This is a genomic window from Hymenobacter puniceus (assembly GCF_014333525.1).
Lineage (GTDB): Bacteria > Bacteroidota > Bacteroidia > Cytophagales > Hymenobacteraceae > Hymenobacter.
The window spans coordinates 329,151-345,353 of sequence record NZ_JACSCX010000005.1 but is presented as its reverse complement, the minus strand read 5'-3'; the positions used below and the strand labels follow the sequence as shown (position 1 = coordinate 345,353).

At 60.6% G+C, this 16,203-nt stretch carries 17 protein-coding genes; 9 read left to right on the top strand and 8 right to left on the bottom strand.

Translation table 11 applies throughout. The features are described 5' to 3' along the window. Positions 1-19: 19 nt before the first annotated feature. The 4 genes from H8B14_RS15830 to H8B14_RS15815 all read right to left on the bottom strand — a co-directional run bounded on the left by H8B14_RS15830 (position 20) and on the right by H8B14_RS15815 (position 3,582). Positions 20-388, bottom strand: coding sequence for a helix-turn-helix domain-containing protein (locus tag H8B14_RS15830; protein ID WP_187316628.1), 369 nt, complete (start codon positions 386-388; stop codon positions 20-22). A 180-nt stretch (positions 389-568) separates the two neighbouring features. Next, the gene (pdxA, locus tag H8B14_RS15825; protein ID WP_187316627.1) at positions 569-1,621 is read right to left on the bottom strand and encodes a 4-hydroxythreonine-4-phosphate dehydrogenase PdxA; all 1,053 of its coding nucleotides are present in this window, start codon (positions 1,619-1,621) and stop codon (positions 569-571) included. Positions 1,622-1,694: 73 nt separating this feature from the next. Then, positions 1,695-2,063 (bottom strand): four helix bundle protein, encoded by a 369-nt coding sequence (locus H8B14_RS15820; protein WP_187316626.1) that lies wholly within the window; start codon positions 2,061-2,063, stop codon positions 1,695-1,697. Positions 2,064-2,133: 70 nt separating this feature from the next. Beyond that, entirely contained in the window at positions 2,134-3,582 is a 1,449-nt protein-coding gene (locus tag H8B14_RS15815) for a leucyl aminopeptidase family protein (protein ID WP_187316625.1), read from the bottom strand. A 254-nt stretch (positions 3,583-3,836) separates the two neighbouring features. Between H8B14_RS15815 and rsmA the strand changes: the two genes are divergently transcribed. From rsmA to H8B14_RS15775, 8 genes are all read left to right on the top strand, one after another. Beyond that, positions 3,837-4,625 (top strand): 16S rRNA (adenine(1518)-N(6)/adenine(1519)-N(6))-dimethyltransferase RsmA, encoded by a 789-nt coding sequence (gene rsmA / locus H8B14_RS15810; protein ID WP_187316624.1) that lies wholly within the window; start codon positions 3,837-3,839, stop codon positions 4,623-4,625. 124 nt (positions 4,626-4,749) lie between these two features. Further along, a complete protein-coding gene (locus H8B14_RS15805) occupies positions 4,750-4,953 on the top strand; it encodes a hypothetical protein (protein ID WP_187316623.1) in 204 nt (67 codons plus the stop codon). A 168-nt stretch (positions 4,954-5,121) separates the two neighbouring features. Next, complete coding sequence (locus H8B14_RS15800) at positions 5,122-5,529, top strand: hypothetical protein (protein WP_187316622.1); 408 nt, start codon at positions 5,122-5,124, stop codon at positions 5,527-5,529. Positions 5,530-5,542: 13 nt separating this feature from the next. Then, positions 5,543-6,484, top strand: a complete 942-nt coding sequence (locus tag H8B14_RS15795) for an NAD(P)-dependent oxidoreductase (RefSeq protein ID WP_187316621.1) — start codon at positions 5,543-5,545, stop codon at positions 6,482-6,484. 187 nt (positions 6,485-6,671) lie between these two features. Beyond that, positions 6,672-7,145, top strand: coding sequence for a transcription elongation factor GreA (greA, locus tag H8B14_RS15790; RefSeq protein ID WP_187316620.1), 474 nt, complete (start codon positions 6,672-6,674; stop codon positions 7,143-7,145). A gap of 209 nt (positions 7,146-7,354) precedes the next feature. Next, entirely contained in the window at positions 7,355-8,218 is an 864-nt protein-coding gene (locus H8B14_RS21370; RefSeq protein ID WP_187316619.1) for a nuclease A inhibitor family protein, read from the top strand. A gap of 144 nt (positions 8,219-8,362) precedes the next feature. After that, positions 8,363-8,962 (top strand): hypothetical protein, encoded by a 600-nt coding sequence (locus H8B14_RS15780; protein WP_187316618.1) that lies wholly within the window; start codon positions 8,363-8,365, stop codon positions 8,960-8,962. A 131-nt stretch (positions 8,963-9,093) separates the two neighbouring features. Further along, entirely contained in the window at positions 9,094-10,605 is a 1,512-nt protein-coding gene (locus H8B14_RS15775; protein WP_315984842.1) for a M28 family peptidase, read from the top strand. 3 nt (positions 10,606-10,608) lie between these two features. Here H8B14_RS15775 and H8B14_RS15770 read toward each other — a convergent pair whose 3' ends face one another. The 3 genes from H8B14_RS15770 to H8B14_RS21165 form a co-directional block, all read right to left on the bottom strand. After that, positions 10,609-11,661 (bottom strand): AI-2E family transporter, encoded by a 1,053-nt coding sequence (locus H8B14_RS15770; RefSeq protein WP_187316616.1) that lies wholly within the window; start codon positions 11,659-11,661, stop codon positions 10,609-10,611. A 102-nt stretch (positions 11,662-11,763) separates the two neighbouring features. After that, positions 11,764-12,936 carry an MFS transporter gene (locus tag H8B14_RS15765; RefSeq protein WP_187316615.1) on the bottom strand — a complete coding sequence of 391 codons (1,173 nt, stop codon included), beginning with the start codon at positions 12,934-12,936 and terminating at the stop codon, positions 11,764-11,766. 420 nt (positions 12,937-13,356) lie between these two features. Then, positions 13,357-14,805, bottom strand: a complete 1,449-nt coding sequence (locus H8B14_RS21165; protein ID WP_261990043.1) for a DNA/RNA non-specific endonuclease — start codon at positions 14,803-14,805, stop codon at positions 13,357-13,359. A gap of 131 nt (positions 14,806-14,936) precedes the next feature. Between H8B14_RS21165 and H8B14_RS15755 the strand changes: the two genes are divergently transcribed. Continuing rightward, positions 14,937-15,422 (top strand): hypothetical protein, encoded by a 486-nt coding sequence (locus H8B14_RS15755; protein ID WP_187316614.1) that lies wholly within the window; start codon positions 14,937-14,939, stop codon positions 15,420-15,422. Positions 15,423-15,512: 90 nt separating this feature from the next. Here the strand turns inward: H8B14_RS15755 and H8B14_RS15750 are convergent, their stop codons facing one another. Next, positions 15,513-16,013, bottom strand: a complete 501-nt coding sequence (locus tag H8B14_RS15750; protein ID WP_187316613.1) for a hypothetical protein — start codon at positions 16,011-16,013, stop codon at positions 15,513-15,515. Between the last annotated feature and the right edge of the window lie 190 nt (positions 16,014-16,203).

Below are 16,203 nucleotides of genomic sequence, written 5' to 3'. Positions count from 1 at the left end.
AGTGGCGCTTGGCTGGCGGTCAGGCGTATTTCAGGATGAAATCCGGCGGGATGCCGAGCCGCTCGTAGAGCCGCTTGGCCAAGTCGAGGGTGACGCGCCGCTTGCCGCTCAGAATCTGAGAGAGGCGCCCGGCCGGTACTTCCAGCAGCTGCGCCAGATCCTTCTGCTTGAGCCGCATCTGCTGGCGCTTCAACTCAATCATCTCGGCCAATGAAGTCGGCAGGTTCGGAATCGGCAGCAGCCCCAGCTTGCCTTCGTAGGTGTCGAGGGCCGCAATTAGCTCCCGCAGCTCGGTTTCCAATACCGCGTTGCCTTCCACGCCGGCGGCTACCAGCGCGTCGAGTCGGCGCAGGGCAGTACGGTAATCAGGCGGAGTGAGAAGCAGCATGCAGAAAACAGAACGGCAACCGGAAGCCGGCTGACTAGACTGCAAAGCTACAGTGCATGTTTCGAAAGGCCAAACAAAATTTCGATTTTGAAAAGAATGTTTCAGTTAAGAAACAAAAAAGCTGCCCCTACCACAGAGGTAGAAGGCAGCTTCCAAGCGGGTAGGTAAGCCAGTAGAAGGTTATTCGTGGCGGCCACCGCGCAATGGTGGGCCGGGTATCAGCGGCTTGATGCCGGCCAGCAACTGGCGCTGGCGCACCAGCTCGCAGGCCATGTACAGCGCCTCCCGGAACGACGTTTCATCGGCCTTGAACTGCCCGGCCAGGCCGTAGGCGGTGCCGTGGTCGGGCGAAGTGCGGATGACGGGCAGGCCGGCCGTAAAGTTCACGCCCCGCTCGAAGGCCAGCGTTTTGAACGGAATCAGGCCTTGGTCGTGGTACAAGGAAAGTGTGGCATCGAACTGGCGGTATTGGCCGGTGCCGAAGTAGCCGTCGGCGGGGTACGGGCCATATACGAGGTGGCCATCGTGCAGCAGTTGCTGGATTACGGGCGTCACAATGTCGCGCTCCTCGGTGCCCAGCAGGCCGTTTTCGCCGGCGTGGGGGTTGAGGCCCAGCACGGCCACGCGTGGCTTTTCAATGCCGAAATCCTGCTTCAACGACTTGAGCAGAATGCGCAGCTTGTTGTTCAACAGCTCTTTGGTTACGCGGCCGGGCACGTCTTTGAGCGGAATGTGGCCGGTGGCGGTGGCCACCCGCAGCCCGTCGGCAGCCAGCAGCATCAGGCTCTCTTTGGTGTCGAAGAAGGCTGTCAGGAACTCGGTATGGCCAGGATAGCGGAAGTCGTCGGCCTGGGTGTTTTCCTTGCTGATGGGCGCTGTTACGAGGGCGTCGAGCAGGCCGGCTTTCAAGTCGCGGGCGGCAGCGAGCAGACTTTGGCGGGCCGCGGTGCCGCTGGCGGCGCTGGGCTGGCCGGGCGTGAGGTGGAAGTCGTCTTCCCAGCACGTCACGGCGTTGTGCTTGCCGGGCGCAATGTCGGCAGCCTCGCGCACCTGCCGGAACGTGAGTTGCTCCCCGTCGGCCGGCACGGGAAAGTCGTCGAAAAGCACCGTGGCCGTGCCGTATACTACCGGCGTGCAGAACTTGAGCAGACGCTGGTCGAGGAAGGTTTTATAGATGATTTCCGGGCCGATACCGGCAAGGTCGCCAACGGAAATACCAATGCGTGGAAGCATGTTGTTAGGGCTTGGGGAATAGGGCTTGGGGATTAGGTGCAGTCGGTCCAAGCAGAGTACGAAACTGTCTGCACTAACCAAGCTTCTGTTTGTAGTGGTTGATGAAGCCGTGTAGCAGCTTCTTGCATTCTGTCAGATGAAGCAAAACTGCCTCAAGCTCGTTGAGTGGCAAAAGTTGCTGGTCGTAGCTGATGTAAAGCTGCGTTTCCATTTCATACAGCGAACCTCTGGCTATGTAAAAGAAATTTAAACTGTCCTTGGCGTGCTGACGGCCGTAACCTTCCGCAATATTTGAAGGCACAGAAACTGCACTTCGCCGCAGCTGACTGGTCAAACCAAATGTTTCTTCCTTCGGAAACTGACGAGTAAGGCTATATACAGTACTTGCCAATAATCGTCCTTTTTGCCAGGCAAGCAGATCAGTGAAGCTTTGATTGTTCATAGTGGCAGTTTGGAATGCCAGTGCGGACTGCTGCGAAGAGACGATGGGCCTATTTCCCAAGCCCTGTTCCCTAAGCCCTATTCACTAAGAATTCATACGTGAGGCGCACGGCGGTGCCGGTGCCGCCTTTGCCGCGGTAGGAGTCGGGGGCGGTGAGGAAGGCGGGGGCAGCAATGTCGAAATGCACCCAAGGGTAGCCGTCGGTGAAGCGCTGCAGGAATTTGCCGGCCGAAATGGCGCCGGCTTCGGCCTTGCCGATGTTGTTGATGTCGGCAATGTCGGACTTGATGTGGTCGGCGTACTCGTCCCAGAGCGGAAACTCCACCAGCCGCTCGTGGGTGGTGTGGCCGGCCTTTTTCAGCTCGCTAAGCACATCTTCATCGGCAGTGCCCATGCACACGATGCCTTCCTTGCCGATGGCACGGGCCGCCGAGCCGGTGAGGGTGGCGAAGTCGAGCACCAGCTCGGGGTTGTATTTCTTAGCAAAAGCCAGCGCGTCGCCGAGCAGCAGGCGGCCTTCGGCGTCGGTGTTCATCACCTCCACCGTGAGGCCGCTGTACATGGTAATTACGTCGCCGGGGGCGAAGGCGAGGCCGCCGGGACGGTTGTCGGTGGCGGGCACTAGGCCGATAACGTGTAGTGGCACCTGGTTTTTGGCCAGCGCGTAGAGCGTGCCCACCACAGCCGCGCCGCCGGCCATGTCGCACTTCATCATGTCCATGCTGGCGGGTGTGGGCTTAAGGCTCAGGCCGCCGGTATCGAACACCACGCCTTTGCCGACCAGCACGTAGGGCTTTTCGTTGGTGGCACCTTCCGGCTTGTACTCCATGATGGTGAATGTGGGCGGCTCGGGGCTGCCCTGGTTGACGGCCAGCAGGCCGCCCATACGCAGGGCCTCAATCCGCACCAGATCTAGGATTTCGGTGTGGAAACCGGCCTCTTCGCCGGCCGCGGCCATGCGCTCGGCAAACTGCTGGGCATTGAGCTTGTTGAGGGGCGCGTTTACCAGGTCGCGGGCCAGGAATACGCCTTCCAGTACGTGCTGCAGCTCCTGCACCCGCTCGGCGCTGAGGTGCGGGCCCACCAGCGTCAGAGTTTCCAGCTTCGGGGCCTGCTTGGATTTCTCGTCGGTTTTGTAGCCCTCAAACTGATAGGCCGTGAGGGCCAGGCCCTCGGCCAGCGGCAGCGCGCCGCCCTCGGTCAGGTCCTGAATAAACAAGTGGCGCACGTTGTCGGCCTTGAGCTGAGCGTGCAGCTGGTGGCCGCTTTTGCGCAGCGCCTCCGCCACGAGGGCCGGCGTTTTCTTGTCGGCCGCCACCACATAATAATGGTGGTGAGCATAGTGGTTGATCCGGATCAGCTTGCTGTCGGTGGCCAGCTGATCGGCCACGTACTGGCGGGCCGGCGCGGCCAGGTCGGCGGCAGCCGCTACGGGCAGCTCGGTGGTGCCAGCGGGCAGAATGAACACGGTGTCAGCCGAAGCGGGAAAATCGGCAGCGTAGTGGAGGAGCAACGACATAGAAACAGGGAATTGAGGCGGAAGAAACCATAAAAGCCGGCTCCCGCCGGATTCAGCAGGCGGGACCGTACCTTTGCGGCCGTGAAGGTAGGCCTTTTGCGGAAGTGAGATAATGAAGTGCTATAAGGACAGACAACAGGCAGCGGGCGGGGTTTTTATTCCGCAGGCATCTTGAGGGCCTGGTTTCATTTACCACTTCATGTGCGCTCCGCAGTATTGCCTCTATCACCTGTCACCTCATTCCTTCCGACTGCATGGATTCCGTTAAAGCCAAAAAACACCTGGGCCAGCATTTTCTGGCCGATGCCAACATTGCCCGCAAGATTGTGGAGGCGCTGCGCCTGCCCGACGGCGTGCAGGAAGTGCTGGAAATCGGGCCGGGAATGGGCGTGCTGACCGGCACGCTGCTGCAGCATGCGGAGTACCGCACGTCGGTGGTGGAAATTGACCGGGAGTCAGTGGAATACTTAGGCAAGCACTTTCCGGCGCTGGAAGGCCGCATTCACAGCCAGGATTTCCTGAAGATGAACCTTGCCACGCTGTATCCTAATCAGCCCATCAGCATCATCGGCAACTTCCCCTACAACATCAGCAGCCAGATCTACTTCCAGATTCTGGCCCACCGCCAGCAGGTGCGCGAGAGTGTGGGCATGATTCAGAAGGAGGTGGCCGACCGCCTGGCCGAAGGGCCGGGTTCAAAAACGTACGGCATCCTGAGCGTGCTGCTACAGGCCTTCTACACGATTGACTACCTGTTCACGGTGCCGCCGCACGTGTTCAACCCGCCGCCCAAGGTGCAGTCGGCCGTTATCCGGCTCACACGCAACGCCACCGAGAAGCTGGACTGCGACGAGGTGCTGTTTTTTAAAGTGGTGAAGCAGGCATTTTCCACGCGCCGCAAAACGCTCCGCAACGCCCTCAAACCCTTCGGCATGCCTGCCGAAGCCACTACCGACCCCATTTTCGACAAGCGCGCCGAGCAACTCAGCGTGGCCGATTTCGTGGGGCTGACGCAGCATGTAGCGGGAAACAAGGTCGATTAGATATAAACTGCAGCGAAGAATTGCACCGCCGGTTAATGCCGTTGGGCGTTTCACCTCTGACGTAATGATGCTATATGATGCTATGCTACTGCGGCCCGGTTGCTACCTGTTATCCTGACTCGCTATGAAAGCCAGTTACTGGATGTGGCTGTTTATGCTCGTTTCCGCTTTTTTCGGGCCAATAACCAGCGAAAAGGTAAGCCAACACCTATCAGATAACGCCAAGCGAACCGCAACCAAGGTTCAAATGGTGCTGTATGATTTTGTGACTGTCTTTCTAGCGCTGATGGGTGGGCTTACGTTGACTTCCGGTCAGTGGAGCGGTTGAACATTGAAAGCAGAAATCAAGGAATCGTGGCTGGTAACGTCAATTCTATCAGCTGTATGCGTAGCTGCAATTCGGTACTTCCGTAGAAAATATCCTGCCGATGAAAGCCACTAATTCATTATTGATTTCAAATGAATTTCTAGCCCTGCTATCCTGTAAGCACTTTTAATGCTGCATCGTATTCTCCTTCCAGTTCGGATGCTCTTTTCGGTTGTATTGCTGTTTGGAATCTGCTGGCTGTTTTATAGTTACATCTACGACGAGGACAATGTTACTCATCTCGCCGGATACTACTACACCTCTAGTCTCAACAATGGTACGGCCCTGCATCTGTATGAAAACGGCTTCGTTCCTGTCAGTGAGCCACTTTTGGAACAGGTTTATGAAACGCAAATCAATGCGAAGCTGCTGGTAGCTCGTGCCGGAACCGATGTGTACTTCCTATATCCGTTGCGGGCCCGCTCATTGTCGGAAGCAACTGCCCAGCGACGTGGGCCTTATTCCAGGCAGGAGTTATACCAGATGCTGAAGCAGCTATCCGGCGACACTATTATATATGAAGTAGGCCCTTTCTAACCGTTCAAGCCACATGTCCCTCTGCCTCGTCATCGACGAAATGCACCCCAGCCTGCCCGTCCTGCTGCAGGAAGCCGGGGTGACGCTGCATTACCGGCCCGACCTAACAGTGGCCGAGGTGCCCGCTGCTTTGGCTGCGCACCCTTACGAGGGCCTGATGGTGCGCTCGAAGCTGCGTGTAACAGCCGAGCTGCTGCACCACGGTCCGCAGTTGCGCTACGTGGCCCGCGCCGGCGCTGGCGTCGATAACATTGACGAACAGGCAATGGCAGCGGCGGGCGTCACGCTGCTCAACGCCCCCGAGGGCAACCGCGACGCGGTGGGCGAATACGCCGTGGGGCTACTGCTGGCCTTGTTCCGTAACATTGCCCGCGCCGACCATGAGGTGCGGGCCGGGCAGTGGCGCCGCGAAGCCAACCGGGGTGAGGAAATCGGGGGCAAGACCATCGGCCTGCTCGGGTACGGCCATATGGGGCGGGCTTTTGCACGGCGGCTGCAGGCGTTCGGCTGCACTGTGCTGGCCTATGACTTGGACGTGAAGGTAGCTGCTGACGAAAACGCCACGCTGGTGAGCCTGGCCGAGCTGCAGGGCCGGGCCGAGGTACTGAGTCTGCACATTCCATACTCAGCGGCCAACCACCACTTCGTGAATGAGGAACTGCTGGCGGGTTTCCGCAACCCAATCTGGCTGCTCAATACCGCCCGTGGCGAGGTGCTCGACCACGCGGCGCTGGTGCAGCGCCTGCAAACCGGCCAGGTGCGCGGCGCGGCTCTCGACGTGCTGGAAAATGAAAAGCTGGCGGCCCTGACCTTGGAGCAGCAGGCGCGGTTTGCGTATCTGGCGGCGGCTCCCAATGTGGTGCTGTCGCCGCACGTGGGCGGCTGGAGCTACCAGAGCTACGAACGGATAAATGAGGTGCTGGCGCGCAAAATTCGAGCGTTTCTGGGACGTTGAGTAGGTTGGCTAGCGCGCTCAAACCCAACTGCTGACGCCTTACAGGTGCTGCTCAAGCTGCGCAGCCCTGGAGTTGGGGGCTGGCATCATTCCCCGCAGATTCGTATATTTGTCAGGAACCCGTGTTGGAGAACGGTCGGCAGTGCCGGCCGTTCTCCTTGTTTTTTAGCTTACCCATCACCTTCCCATGGCCACCATCAACTATTATACCGCCGAAGGCCTGCAAAAACTCAAGGACGAACTGCAGGACCTTAAAATCCGCGGCCGGGCCGAAGCGGCCGAAGCGCTGCGTGAAGCCCGCGACAAAGGCGACCTGAGCGAAAATGCGGAGTACGACGCCGCCAAGGAAGCGCAGGGGCTGCTGGAACTGAAAATATCGAAGCTTGAAGAGGTGGTTGGCAATGCCCGCATCCTCGATGAAGCCGGTCTTGATCTCACCAAGGTGCTCATTATGAGCAAGGTGAAGCTCAAAAATCTGAAAAATAATATGGTGCTCGACTACACGCTGGTAGCCGAGGAAGAAGCCAATCTGGCGGCCGGCAAAATCTCCGTGAAGTCGCCCATCGGCAAAGGCTTGCTGGGCAAATCGGCCGGCGACAAGGCCGAGATTACCGTGCCTGCTGGCAAGCTGCAGTTCGAAATTCTGGAAATCAGCCGGTAAGGGTGATGAAGGGAGCCGTGGCACGTCACAGGTAAACCGCCCCGACACCAACCCGTAAAAAGCCAGACGGCGAAGCACCTTGCTTCGCCGTCTGGCTTTTTGCCTTACTTTGGGGCTACCCAACGCACCGCAGTCAGGCCCCTTTCACCTGTGACGTGTCACCTGTTACCTCATCACTTCATCACCTGTCACCTCATCACCTATTCCTGATGGCCTCCATTTTTTCGCGTATTGTGTCGGGCGAGCTGCCTGCGTATAAAGTAGCCGAGGACGACCAGCATCTGGCGTTTCTCGACATCACGCCGCTGGTGGAAGGCCACACGCTGGTAATTCCGAAGCGCGAAATCGACTACATCTTCGACATGCCGGCCGACGAGCTGGCGGCGTTGCACCGGTTTGCGCAGCGCGTAGCCAAGGGCGTGCAGGCCGCCGTGCCGTGCAAGCGGATTGGGGTGGCCGTCATCGGGCTGGAAGTGCCGCACGCGCACATTCACCTGATTCCGATGAACAAGGTGTCGGATATGAACTTCGCCAACCCCAAAATCAAGGTGGCCGAAAACCGCATGCAGGAGCTGGCCGCGGCCATTGCTGCGCAGGTGCCCGGCGCCGAGGGCAGCCGCGCCGCTAGTGCCGCCAGTGTCGCATCTGCAGACACCAAAGCCGGCCGCGAAACCGAGGCCACCGACAGCAGCACGGCACCGCTGCAGCAGCTCACGAAAGGGCTGGTGTTTATGAGTGAGTCGGATGCGGCGCTGGAACCGGTGAGTTACGACGCACCCGCCGGGACGCTAACCGATGCGGCCCTGCTGCAGGCTATAGGGGCCGAAGCGGGCAGCAAAGTGGAAACCCAGGAACTGACCCTATTCCTGCGCAACCACACCGCCGACGACGGCGTGCTCGGCGACCCGGCCCAGGCCAACCGCTTCAAGGCGCTGCAGATGTATCTGAAGCAGGAGCTGCAGGACGTGAAAGTGTACCGCGTGGGCACCGGCCCGCAGGTACAGGCCTACGCTCTGGGCCGCACCGCCAGCGGGAAGTTGGCCGGCTTCAAAACCGTGCTGACGGAAACCTAATGTATTAAGTAGAGCAGTTGACTGCTGTTGAGCGGCAGCTTGCCTCAAGAATCGTCGGGCCGTAGCGCGAACTACCCAATGCGCGTTACGGCCTGCCGTTCTAAGGAAATACATTGACTTAGCTATATATGACAACTAGTTGATATGGAAGAGCTTAAAATCGGAATTATCACCTCCGCTATAGTAGCGTTTACCATTCTTACGCTTCAGCACATCAAATTACCCGAGAACTGGCAGGACGGCGAGTACCGCCGTCATTTGACCAAGCAGGAGAAAGCTATACTGGCCAAAGGTGACACAGTTGGTAAGATCCATAAGGCCTATCGCACGGTCTGGCGCACCAACTACGATGAAGGGCCGTTGCGTGTGGAGCCTGGCCCCGGCAAGAAGCACACATACATTCCGTATGGCCATTGGAGGCGGCTTACCAATGCCGGAGAGTTGCAGTCAGATGCCTATTACACAAAGGGCCGCCGGTTTCCTTACATCATCGAGTACTTCCCTAACGGCTGGCTGGACTGTATTACCTACCAAGTGCCGACGGTGCTGGATGGGGATTCGGTAATGGAAGTAAGAGCCATTGAATTCACCTTGAGTCAACCGCAGGACACTGCCTGTGTTTATCATGGTTTCATTAAGAACAATGTGGAGCTGAAAGGCAAAAGCTACACTTCATTTGACAGTAAAGGCTCGCGCCGGGTACCGGAAGGCTGGGTTTCGCCCCGTTACAGGAAGGGAGAATAAGTATGATGTTTTGGAAGATTTTATTTGGTGTTAGCATACCGCTGACGAGCTTAGCGGCTCTTGCCCAGCAACCACCCAAACCGCTCCGCAAACCGCTAAGCAGCATCAGCCCGGCTGGCTTCAAGGCGCACGTGCAGTTTCTCGCCGACGACCAGCTGCGCGGACGGCAGCCAGGCACGCCGGGCTACAAGATGGCCGTTGACTATGTGGTAGCGCAACTACAACAGCGCGGCGTGCAGCCGGCCGGCGAAAACGGTACATTCCTGCAAACTGTGCAGCTGCGGCGCGCCATCACGGAGGCCGGGGCCACCCTGCGTCTGCTGCCGCCGGCCGGCTCAGCCAGTGCGCTGGCTTTTGGCGCCGACTTTACGCTCTACCCCAACCCCGAGCAGCGCGAAATGGCCGTGGAAGCCGGGCTGGTGTTTGCCGGTTTTGGCATCAGTGCGCCCGAGCTGGGGTATGACGATTATGCCGGCCTTGATGCGCGCGGCAAGGTGGTGATACTGACACGGCTGGAGCCCACGCGCTTCCCCGACGCCGTGCGGCTCTACAACACCGACCTGCTTACGGTGCTGCAAACGGCAGCCCGCCACGGGGCCGTAGGCGTGCTGCTGGCCGCTCCCAAATCCACAATAAAGCTGCCTGATCCGCCGAGAGGCCTGGTAAGTGTGCTGGGGCCGGATGGAAAAGTGGCGGTATCCAGAAGCTTCCAGCCGCAGATTCAGGTGGCGGGTTCAATCAGCGCGGCTACACTGCAACGGCTATTTGCCGGAGCCGCCACCGACACCACGCAGGCTATGGCGGCGCTGCGGGCCGGTAAACCGGCTCCGGTGGCGCTGCTGCCGCGCCTTGCCATCACCCAGCGCACCCGCTACCAGGATGTAACCAGCTACAACGTGGTAGGTAAAATAGAGGGCGCCGACCCGCAGCTGCGCCAGGAATACGTGGTGCACACCGCCCACCTCGACCACCTGGGCGTGGGCACACCTGTCGCCGGCGACTCCATTTACAACGGCGCCCACGACAACGCCACCGGCGTGGCGACGCTGCTGGAAATTGCTGGTGTGTATCAGCAGCTCAAGCCTCGGCAACAACCGAAACGCTCGGTGCTGCTGACGGTGGTGACAGGGGAGGAGCTGGGGCTGCTCGGCTCGGCATACTTTGCCCGCAACCCAACCGTACCGCGCGACCAGCTGGTAGCCAACGTCAATACCGACATGCCCACCATCATTGCGCCGCTGCTGTCGGTGGTGGCGCTGGGCGCTGAGAACTCCACGCTGGCGGCGCCGGTAGCGGCAGCGGCGCGGGCGCTGGGCCTTACGGTGGAAGCTGACCCCGAGCCTGCCCAAAACCGCTTTATCCGCTCCGACCAGTACAGCTTCGTGACACAGGGCATTCCGGCGCTGCACATCAAATACGGCAACAAAACCACCGACGGGCGCAACAACCTCAGCGAGCAGGTGCAGAAGTGGCGCGCCGTCACGTACCACAAGCCTCAGGACGACATCAACGGGCAGTTCGACTTCGAGGCGGGAAAGACGTACGCCCAGCTGAATTTTCTGGTGGGCTATCTGGTGGCCAACAACCCGCAGCGGCCCACCTGGAATCCGGGCAATTTCTTCGGGGAGCGGTTTGGCAAGTAGCGGTTAGGGCTGGGGAATGGCCGTGTCATCAGGGGCGGGGCGGTGGCGGTTTTCGCGCTCAAATACGCGCATCAGCACCATGAAATAGGACAGCAGCAGCGGCCCGATGACGAGGCCAAGGATGCCGAAAATCTCCACCCCCAGAATCACGCCCACCAGCGTGATGAGCGGGTGAATGTTGCCGATGCGGCGGGCCAGCACGATGCGCAGCAAGTTGTCGATGTTCATCACAACCACCAAGCCCAGCAGCAGAATACCAGCGCCCTGGCCGGTGTGGCCCTGCGCCAGCTTGAACAGCGCCGCCGGCACCCAGACCAGCGGCGTGCCCAGCACCGGAATGAAGGCCAGAAAAAACGACACCATACCCCAGAACAGCGCATCGGGTACCTGAAACACCCAAAGCAGCAGCCCCGTGAGGATGGCCTGCACCAGCGAAATCAGGGCCTGGCCGAGCACGTTGGCGTGTACGTTGTTGCGGAGAGCCTCGCCCAACTCCTGCAGCGTTGCGTCGCGGAAGGGCAGGTAGCGGCGCAGCCCGCGCAGAAAGCCTTCTTCCTGCACAAACATAAAGTAGAGCGTGAACAGCATCAGGCCGATGATGATGGCGAAATGCAGCAGCCCGCTGGCCAATGAGGGCAGCCGCTGGCTCAGCCACCCCAGACCCTGCCGTACCAGCGTCTGCACGTTCTGCTCGGCCGTAAACGTGACCCCGACGCGGCGTTCCAGCGCATGCAGCACCGCCATGAGTTGGGTGGTGTCGGTGTGCACGGCATAGTAGCGCAGGCGGTTGATGAGCATGATGCTCAGGGCCGTGAAGGGCAGAATGATGACCACCAGCGCAAACGTAATCAGCCCGATGCTGACCAGCGGCCGGTTCCAGCTGCGCCGGTGCACCAGCGCCTCCCACCACGGCCGAAACACCACGTACAGAATGCCTGCCCCAAATAGCCCGGTGGTGTAGCTGCCCAGCCCGAACAGCACCAGCCCCGCCAGTACCAGCAGGCAGGCAATCAGCAGCACGTATTGCTGCCGGGGAGTGTAGATGGAGTGCGACATGGCAGTGCAGCTGAGTGATGACGGAAACAGTATACCACAAAAAAACGGTCATCCGGAGCAAGCTGCCCCCGATGACCGTTGTCTACTGCGCCAAGCAGCAGGCTACTCGGTTTTGATGCGCCCGGCCAGTACAGCCACGCACAGCCCCAGGCCGGCAATGATGGAAAACGACACCCGCAGACTGGTAAAGCCGGCCACGATGCCAATCAGCGGCGGCCCAAACAGAAACCCCAGGAACCCAACCGTGGAAACAGCCGCCAGCGCCACGCTGGCGGGCATGGTGGTGGAGCGGCCCGCCGCCCCATACACCAGCGGTACCACCGACGACACCCCGAATCCTACCAGCAGAAAGCCCAGAATAGCGGTCGGCAGCGTCGGCAGCAGCACCGACAGTAGTAAGCCGGCGGCCGTCAGCAAGCCGCTTAGCTGCAGCGTGCGGCGCAGCCCGTAGCGGTGCGCGAAGCCGTCGGCAATGAAGCGGCCACCAGCCATAGTGCACATGAAAGCCGTGTAGCCGGCACCCACCCAGGCAGCATCGGCGTGCACCACCTTGCGGAAATACACCCCGCTCCAGTCGAACATGGCGCCCTCGCAGATCATGGAGCAGAAGGCCAGCACCCCCAGCAGCAGCAGCGACTTATCGGGGAGTGCAAACAGGGGCACTTTCACGTCGGGGCTGAGGCTGGCGTCGCGGGGGCGGATAGAGGTGCTGCACGCTGCCACGCCCGCCACTACCAGCACAGCCACCAGCACAAAATGCGGCAGCGGCGCCACGCGCTGGCCAATCATGAGGGTGCCCAGCGCCGCCCCGGCAAAGCCCGCCAGACTCCAGAGCCCGTGAAAGGAAGCCATGATGGACTTGCGGTGCAGCTGCTCTACGCCCACGGCCTGAGTATTCACGGCAATGTTGGAGAGGTTGGATACGAAGCCAAACAGCACCAGCCCCACCACCAGCAGCGGCACCGACTGCGCCAACCCCAGCGCCACCAACCCCAGCGCGTAGCCCACAATGCCGCCCAGCACCACCCGGCGGCTGCCCAGCCGCGCCACCAGCCACCCCGCTACCGGCAACGACGCCATGGAGCCCACCGGCGCCGCCAGCAGCAGCAGCCCCAGCTGAGCTTCCGAAATACCCAATTGCTGCTGAATGGTGGGAATGCGCGACGCCCAGGTGGCAAATGTGAGGCCCATCAGGAAAAACAAGACCCCAACGGCCGCCCGGTAAATCTGGCGGGGCGGGCGGGAAACAACCAGCGGAAGGCGAAGCGTAAGCATAGAAACAAGCAGAAGAATCAACAGACAACAAGGCCGCAACAGCCCACAAAAAAGCCCACTACACCCTGGCGGCAGGGTATGATGGGCGGGAGAGGCAGGTCGGAGGCAGTAGCGGCACCAAGGTGCAGCCGCCACAAAGATACCACTCAATCAGGAAGTTGCGAACGAACCGAAAATGCGTCCCGGCCATCAGCAGGAAGATGGCTGAAAAGTACTTCCCTGCGCTATTAGTTCCTGGGTGAATGCTAGAGCAAGGTGAGAAGCAGGGCCGGGCTGTATATTAAACGTCATGCTGAGCTTGCCGAAACGTCTCTACCGCTGGCTAATCAGAAATTAGTTTGGCGGTAGAGATGCTTCGGCAAGCTCAGCATGACGTTTTTTTTGATTGTTTATTAAACGCCTGATGTTCAAGTCGGCGTGCTACCGCACCGGGCCCATATCCACGGTAGCTTGCAGGCGCGTTTGGACATCCAGCGGGAGCTTGCTGAGCAGGTCGAGGCCGGTGGCGGCTTCCAGGGCGTCTACGCTCACGCGGTAGCGGCTCCAGTCTGGGTTTACGGCTTGGTCGTTGGGCGTGTCGATGGCGAGGATGCGGGCCTGGCCGGCGGCAATGCGCTGCAGGTCGTTGGCGCCTTCGGGCAGCAGCACCAGCAGCTTCCAGACGCGGGCCGGCACCGTTACGCGGCCCTGGTCGATGGTGGTTTTCAGGCCGTTGAGGCCGGTGCCGCCTTTGCCGTAGCAGCCCATCACCACGTACACTTCCTGGCCGCGCTGCACCTGCGCGCGGGTCCATTCCTCGAGGTTGCCCCAGGTGCGCTGGTTGTTGTTGGCCGCCTGCGGAATCATGTTGGTCATCAGGAAGGTGGCCGAGTTATCGTCGAGGTCGGTGGTGCGGTCGGCGCTGGGGCAGTTGTGGCCTTTGTCGAAGCCGGAACCCGTGTAGCTGTTGCGCGTGACGGCGTAGAACTGCCGCGGCAAAGCCGGATCGGGCCGGAAATCGTCCTGGCGCGGCGCCGAGCCCATCCAGGCGCGGTTGAGGTGCCAGCTCACCCAGGTGGGCGTACCGCGCTGGGCATTGTAGCCAATGGTGAACTGGGGCTTGGTGAGCAGGTAGTTGGTAGGATTGTTGGCGTCGGCGGTAGCACCGCTGGGGTTGCCCAGCGCCATATTGTCGTCGCGGCCGACCACTACAGCCTGGCTCGGGTTGGTGGGTTGCGGAGCAGTGGGCGCAGGAGTGCTGGGCTGGGGAGTGGTAGCCACGCTGCCACCGCCGATGGCCGCACCGTTGGCCGCTTCCAGCGCAATGTCGTCGATGTTGAGGCGGCCGCTACCGCCGTCAGTTTTGCGGATTTCCAGGCGCAGCGGCGTGGATGTGGCTCCTGCCTGAAACGTAGTGCTGAGCAGGCGCGGGCTTTGCACGCGCACCGGCTGCCCGATACGGCGGTAGCTGCGGCCGCCATCTACGCTGCCCCACAGCTCCCAGGTGGCGGCAGGATCCTGCCCATACAGCGCGCTGCTGACCCGGATGGTGCGCACGCCGGCTGGTGCATCGAAGCTCATGCGCAGCCGGCCTTTGCCGCGCAGGCGGGCAGCATGCTCGCCGTGCTTGTGGTCCTGCTCTGAAGAACCGATCAGCGCATCCTCGAAATACCAGAGCCCCGTGCCCAACGGCTCAGCTGCCGCCGTGTAGGCGCCCTTGCTACCTGCCTCAAATGTTTCGGGGAAAGCACTGCCCGCCTGCGCCACACTGCGGCCGCCCGATTCCACCGGAATAGCGGGTGGGCCTTCAGGTAGCGGCGGGCGGTTATTCTCGACGGGTGCCTGCGAGCAGGCCAGGAGTGGGAGCAGAAGGAGTGGGAAGAGGCGCATAGCGTGGTAAGGCAAAGAAAGAACGGAGAGTGGTGCGAATTTTGACACGCGCCAAAGCCAGGGCTGGCGGCGGGTTTTTGCTTGTCGGAAATTGGTCTGAAAACTACACTAAACCTTTTATTTCCTTTCCGATGCTGAAAAAACTATCCTGCCTGCTACTGCTGACCGGTGCCCCTTCGCTGACGTACGCTCAAGTCCGTATGGTGCCTGCCCCCGTGCCTGCCCCGGCCCGCGGGTCGGTGCTGGAAGTCACGGCCACCAAAGAGCACGATACCATAGTGATAGAGCTGACTGACGCGCCGGCGGTAATCTGGCAGCGGCTGGCGCAGGTGCTGGTGGCGCGCGGCTACGCCATCGAGCACAGCAGCCCGGAGCTGCTGACGCTGGCCACGAATGCGCTGCAGGTGCGCCGCTCAGCGGTGCGCATCAGTGGCATGGTGGAAGGCCAGAAGCTGATACTGCGGGCCTACGAGGTTTTTCAGAACGACGGCAACCCCGAATCCAACAAACGGGTGCGCCGCCGTGGGGGCGATAATACCAAATGGGAAGAGTTGCAGGCTGTCGGGCAGCAGCTGGGCGGCACTATCCGCTACTCTACCTCGGCCGCGCCGGAGTAAGGTGCGGGGCTTGCCCCTGCCCGTCGCTACCCTATAGTTAACCTTTGTGGCAGTATTTGGTGTGCAATGATGGTGTGCAAGCCCCGAAACCTACTTGTGCTTGGTTTTGAGCTTATTGGTGCCGACGGGCATTTTGGCCTGCTGCATCTGGGCAGCCAGTGGCAGGCTGCTCATGGCCAGGATGGCCTGATCGTCAGACAGAGACGCGCAGGATAGGGCCACCAGCGCGCCTTGCCATTTGCAGCTGAAGCCTTCCACGCGGCCGGGGCCATAGAGCGACTCAAAAGTGGGGCGCACCTTCTGGGCGTCGGCGGCGCCTTTCACGATGATGGTAACGGCCGCAAACTGGCCCCGGAAAAATTTGTAGTGGATACGCGCCGCCGTGAAGCTCCCAACGCGCAGCTGCTCATCCAGCCGCTCGTAGATTTTCTCGTCGCCTTTGTCCTGCACTATTTTCAGGTGCAGCGCCTCGGTGAGCGGCGACCCAAAGGGGAGGCCCCGGAAGCCGTTGGCAAGGTCGAGGCGGGTGATGGACTGGGCGTGGGCCGGGAGGGTAAGCAGCAACAGCAGCAGGGAAAGAATCAGCTTCATAGCGTGATACAGCGAAGAGCAAGCACGAAAGTAAGTGCCTGTGGCCGTATGCAAACGGTACGCCAGACTGAAACGGTATGGCGAAGTTCAGGGAGGAAATTGTGCTGCGCAGTAGCTTCGTTGCTGATTGTGGACTTAACGCAACGCCACGCACCAAACCCCGTCCTTGCCCGCTACCTTGCCGCTTCAA

Bases quoted from the DNA above. Each gene is read 5' to 3' on its own strand.
- H8B14_RS15830 (WP_187316628.1), bottom strand. From the start codon at position 388: ATGCTGCTTCTCACTCCGCCTGATTACCGTACTGCCCTGCGCCGACTC.
- pdxA (WP_187316627.1), bottom strand. From the start codon at position 1,621: ATGCTTCCACGCATTGGTATTTCCGTTGGCGACCTTGCCGGTATCGGC.
- H8B14_RS15820 (WP_187316626.1), bottom strand. From the start codon at position 2,063: ATGAACAATCAAAGCTTCACTGATCTGCTTGCCTGGCAAAAAGGACGA.
- H8B14_RS15815 (WP_187316625.1), bottom strand. From the start codon at position 3,582: ATGTCGTTGCTCCTCCACTACGCTGCCGATTTTCCCGCTTCGGCTGAC.
- rsmA (WP_187316624.1), top strand. From the start codon at position 3,837: ATGGATTCCGTTAAAGCCAAAAAACACCTGGGCCAGCATTTTCTGGCC.
- H8B14_RS15805 (WP_187316623.1), top strand. From the start codon at position 4,750: ATGAAAGCCAGTTACTGGATGTGGCTGTTTATGCTCGTTTCCGCTTTT.
- H8B14_RS15800 (WP_187316622.1), top strand. From the start codon at position 5,122: ATGCTGCATCGTATTCTCCTTCCAGTTCGGATGCTCTTTTCGGTTGTA.
- H8B14_RS15795 (WP_187316621.1), top strand. From the start codon at position 5,543: ATGTCCCTCTGCCTCGTCATCGACGAAATGCACCCCAGCCTGCCCGTC.
- greA (WP_187316620.1), top strand. From the start codon at position 6,672: ATGGCCACCATCAACTATTATACCGCCGAAGGCCTGCAAAAACTCAAG.
- H8B14_RS21370 (WP_187316619.1), top strand. From the start codon at position 7,355: ATGGCCTCCATTTTTTCGCGTATTGTGTCGGGCGAGCTGCCTGCGTAT.
- H8B14_RS15780 (WP_187316618.1), top strand. From the start codon at position 8,363: ATGGAAGAGCTTAAAATCGGAATTATCACCTCCGCTATAGTAGCGTTT.
- H8B14_RS15770 (WP_187316616.1), bottom strand. From the start codon at position 11,661: ATGTCGCACTCCATCTACACTCCCCGGCAGCAATACGTGCTGCTGATT.
- H8B14_RS15765 (WP_187316615.1), bottom strand. From the start codon at position 12,936: ATGCTTACGCTTCGCCTTCCGCTGGTTGTTTCCCGCCCGCCCCGCCAG.
- H8B14_RS21165 (WP_261990043.1), bottom strand. From the start codon at position 14,805: ATGCGCCTCTTCCCACTCCTTCTGCTCCCACTCCTGGCCTGCTCGCAG.
- H8B14_RS15755 (WP_187316614.1), top strand. From the start codon at position 14,937: ATGCTGAAAAAACTATCCTGCCTGCTACTGCTGACCGGTGCCCCTTCG.
- H8B14_RS15750 (WP_187316613.1), bottom strand. From the start codon at position 16,013: ATGAAGCTGATTCTTTCCCTGCTGCTGTTGCTGCTTACCCTCCCGGCC.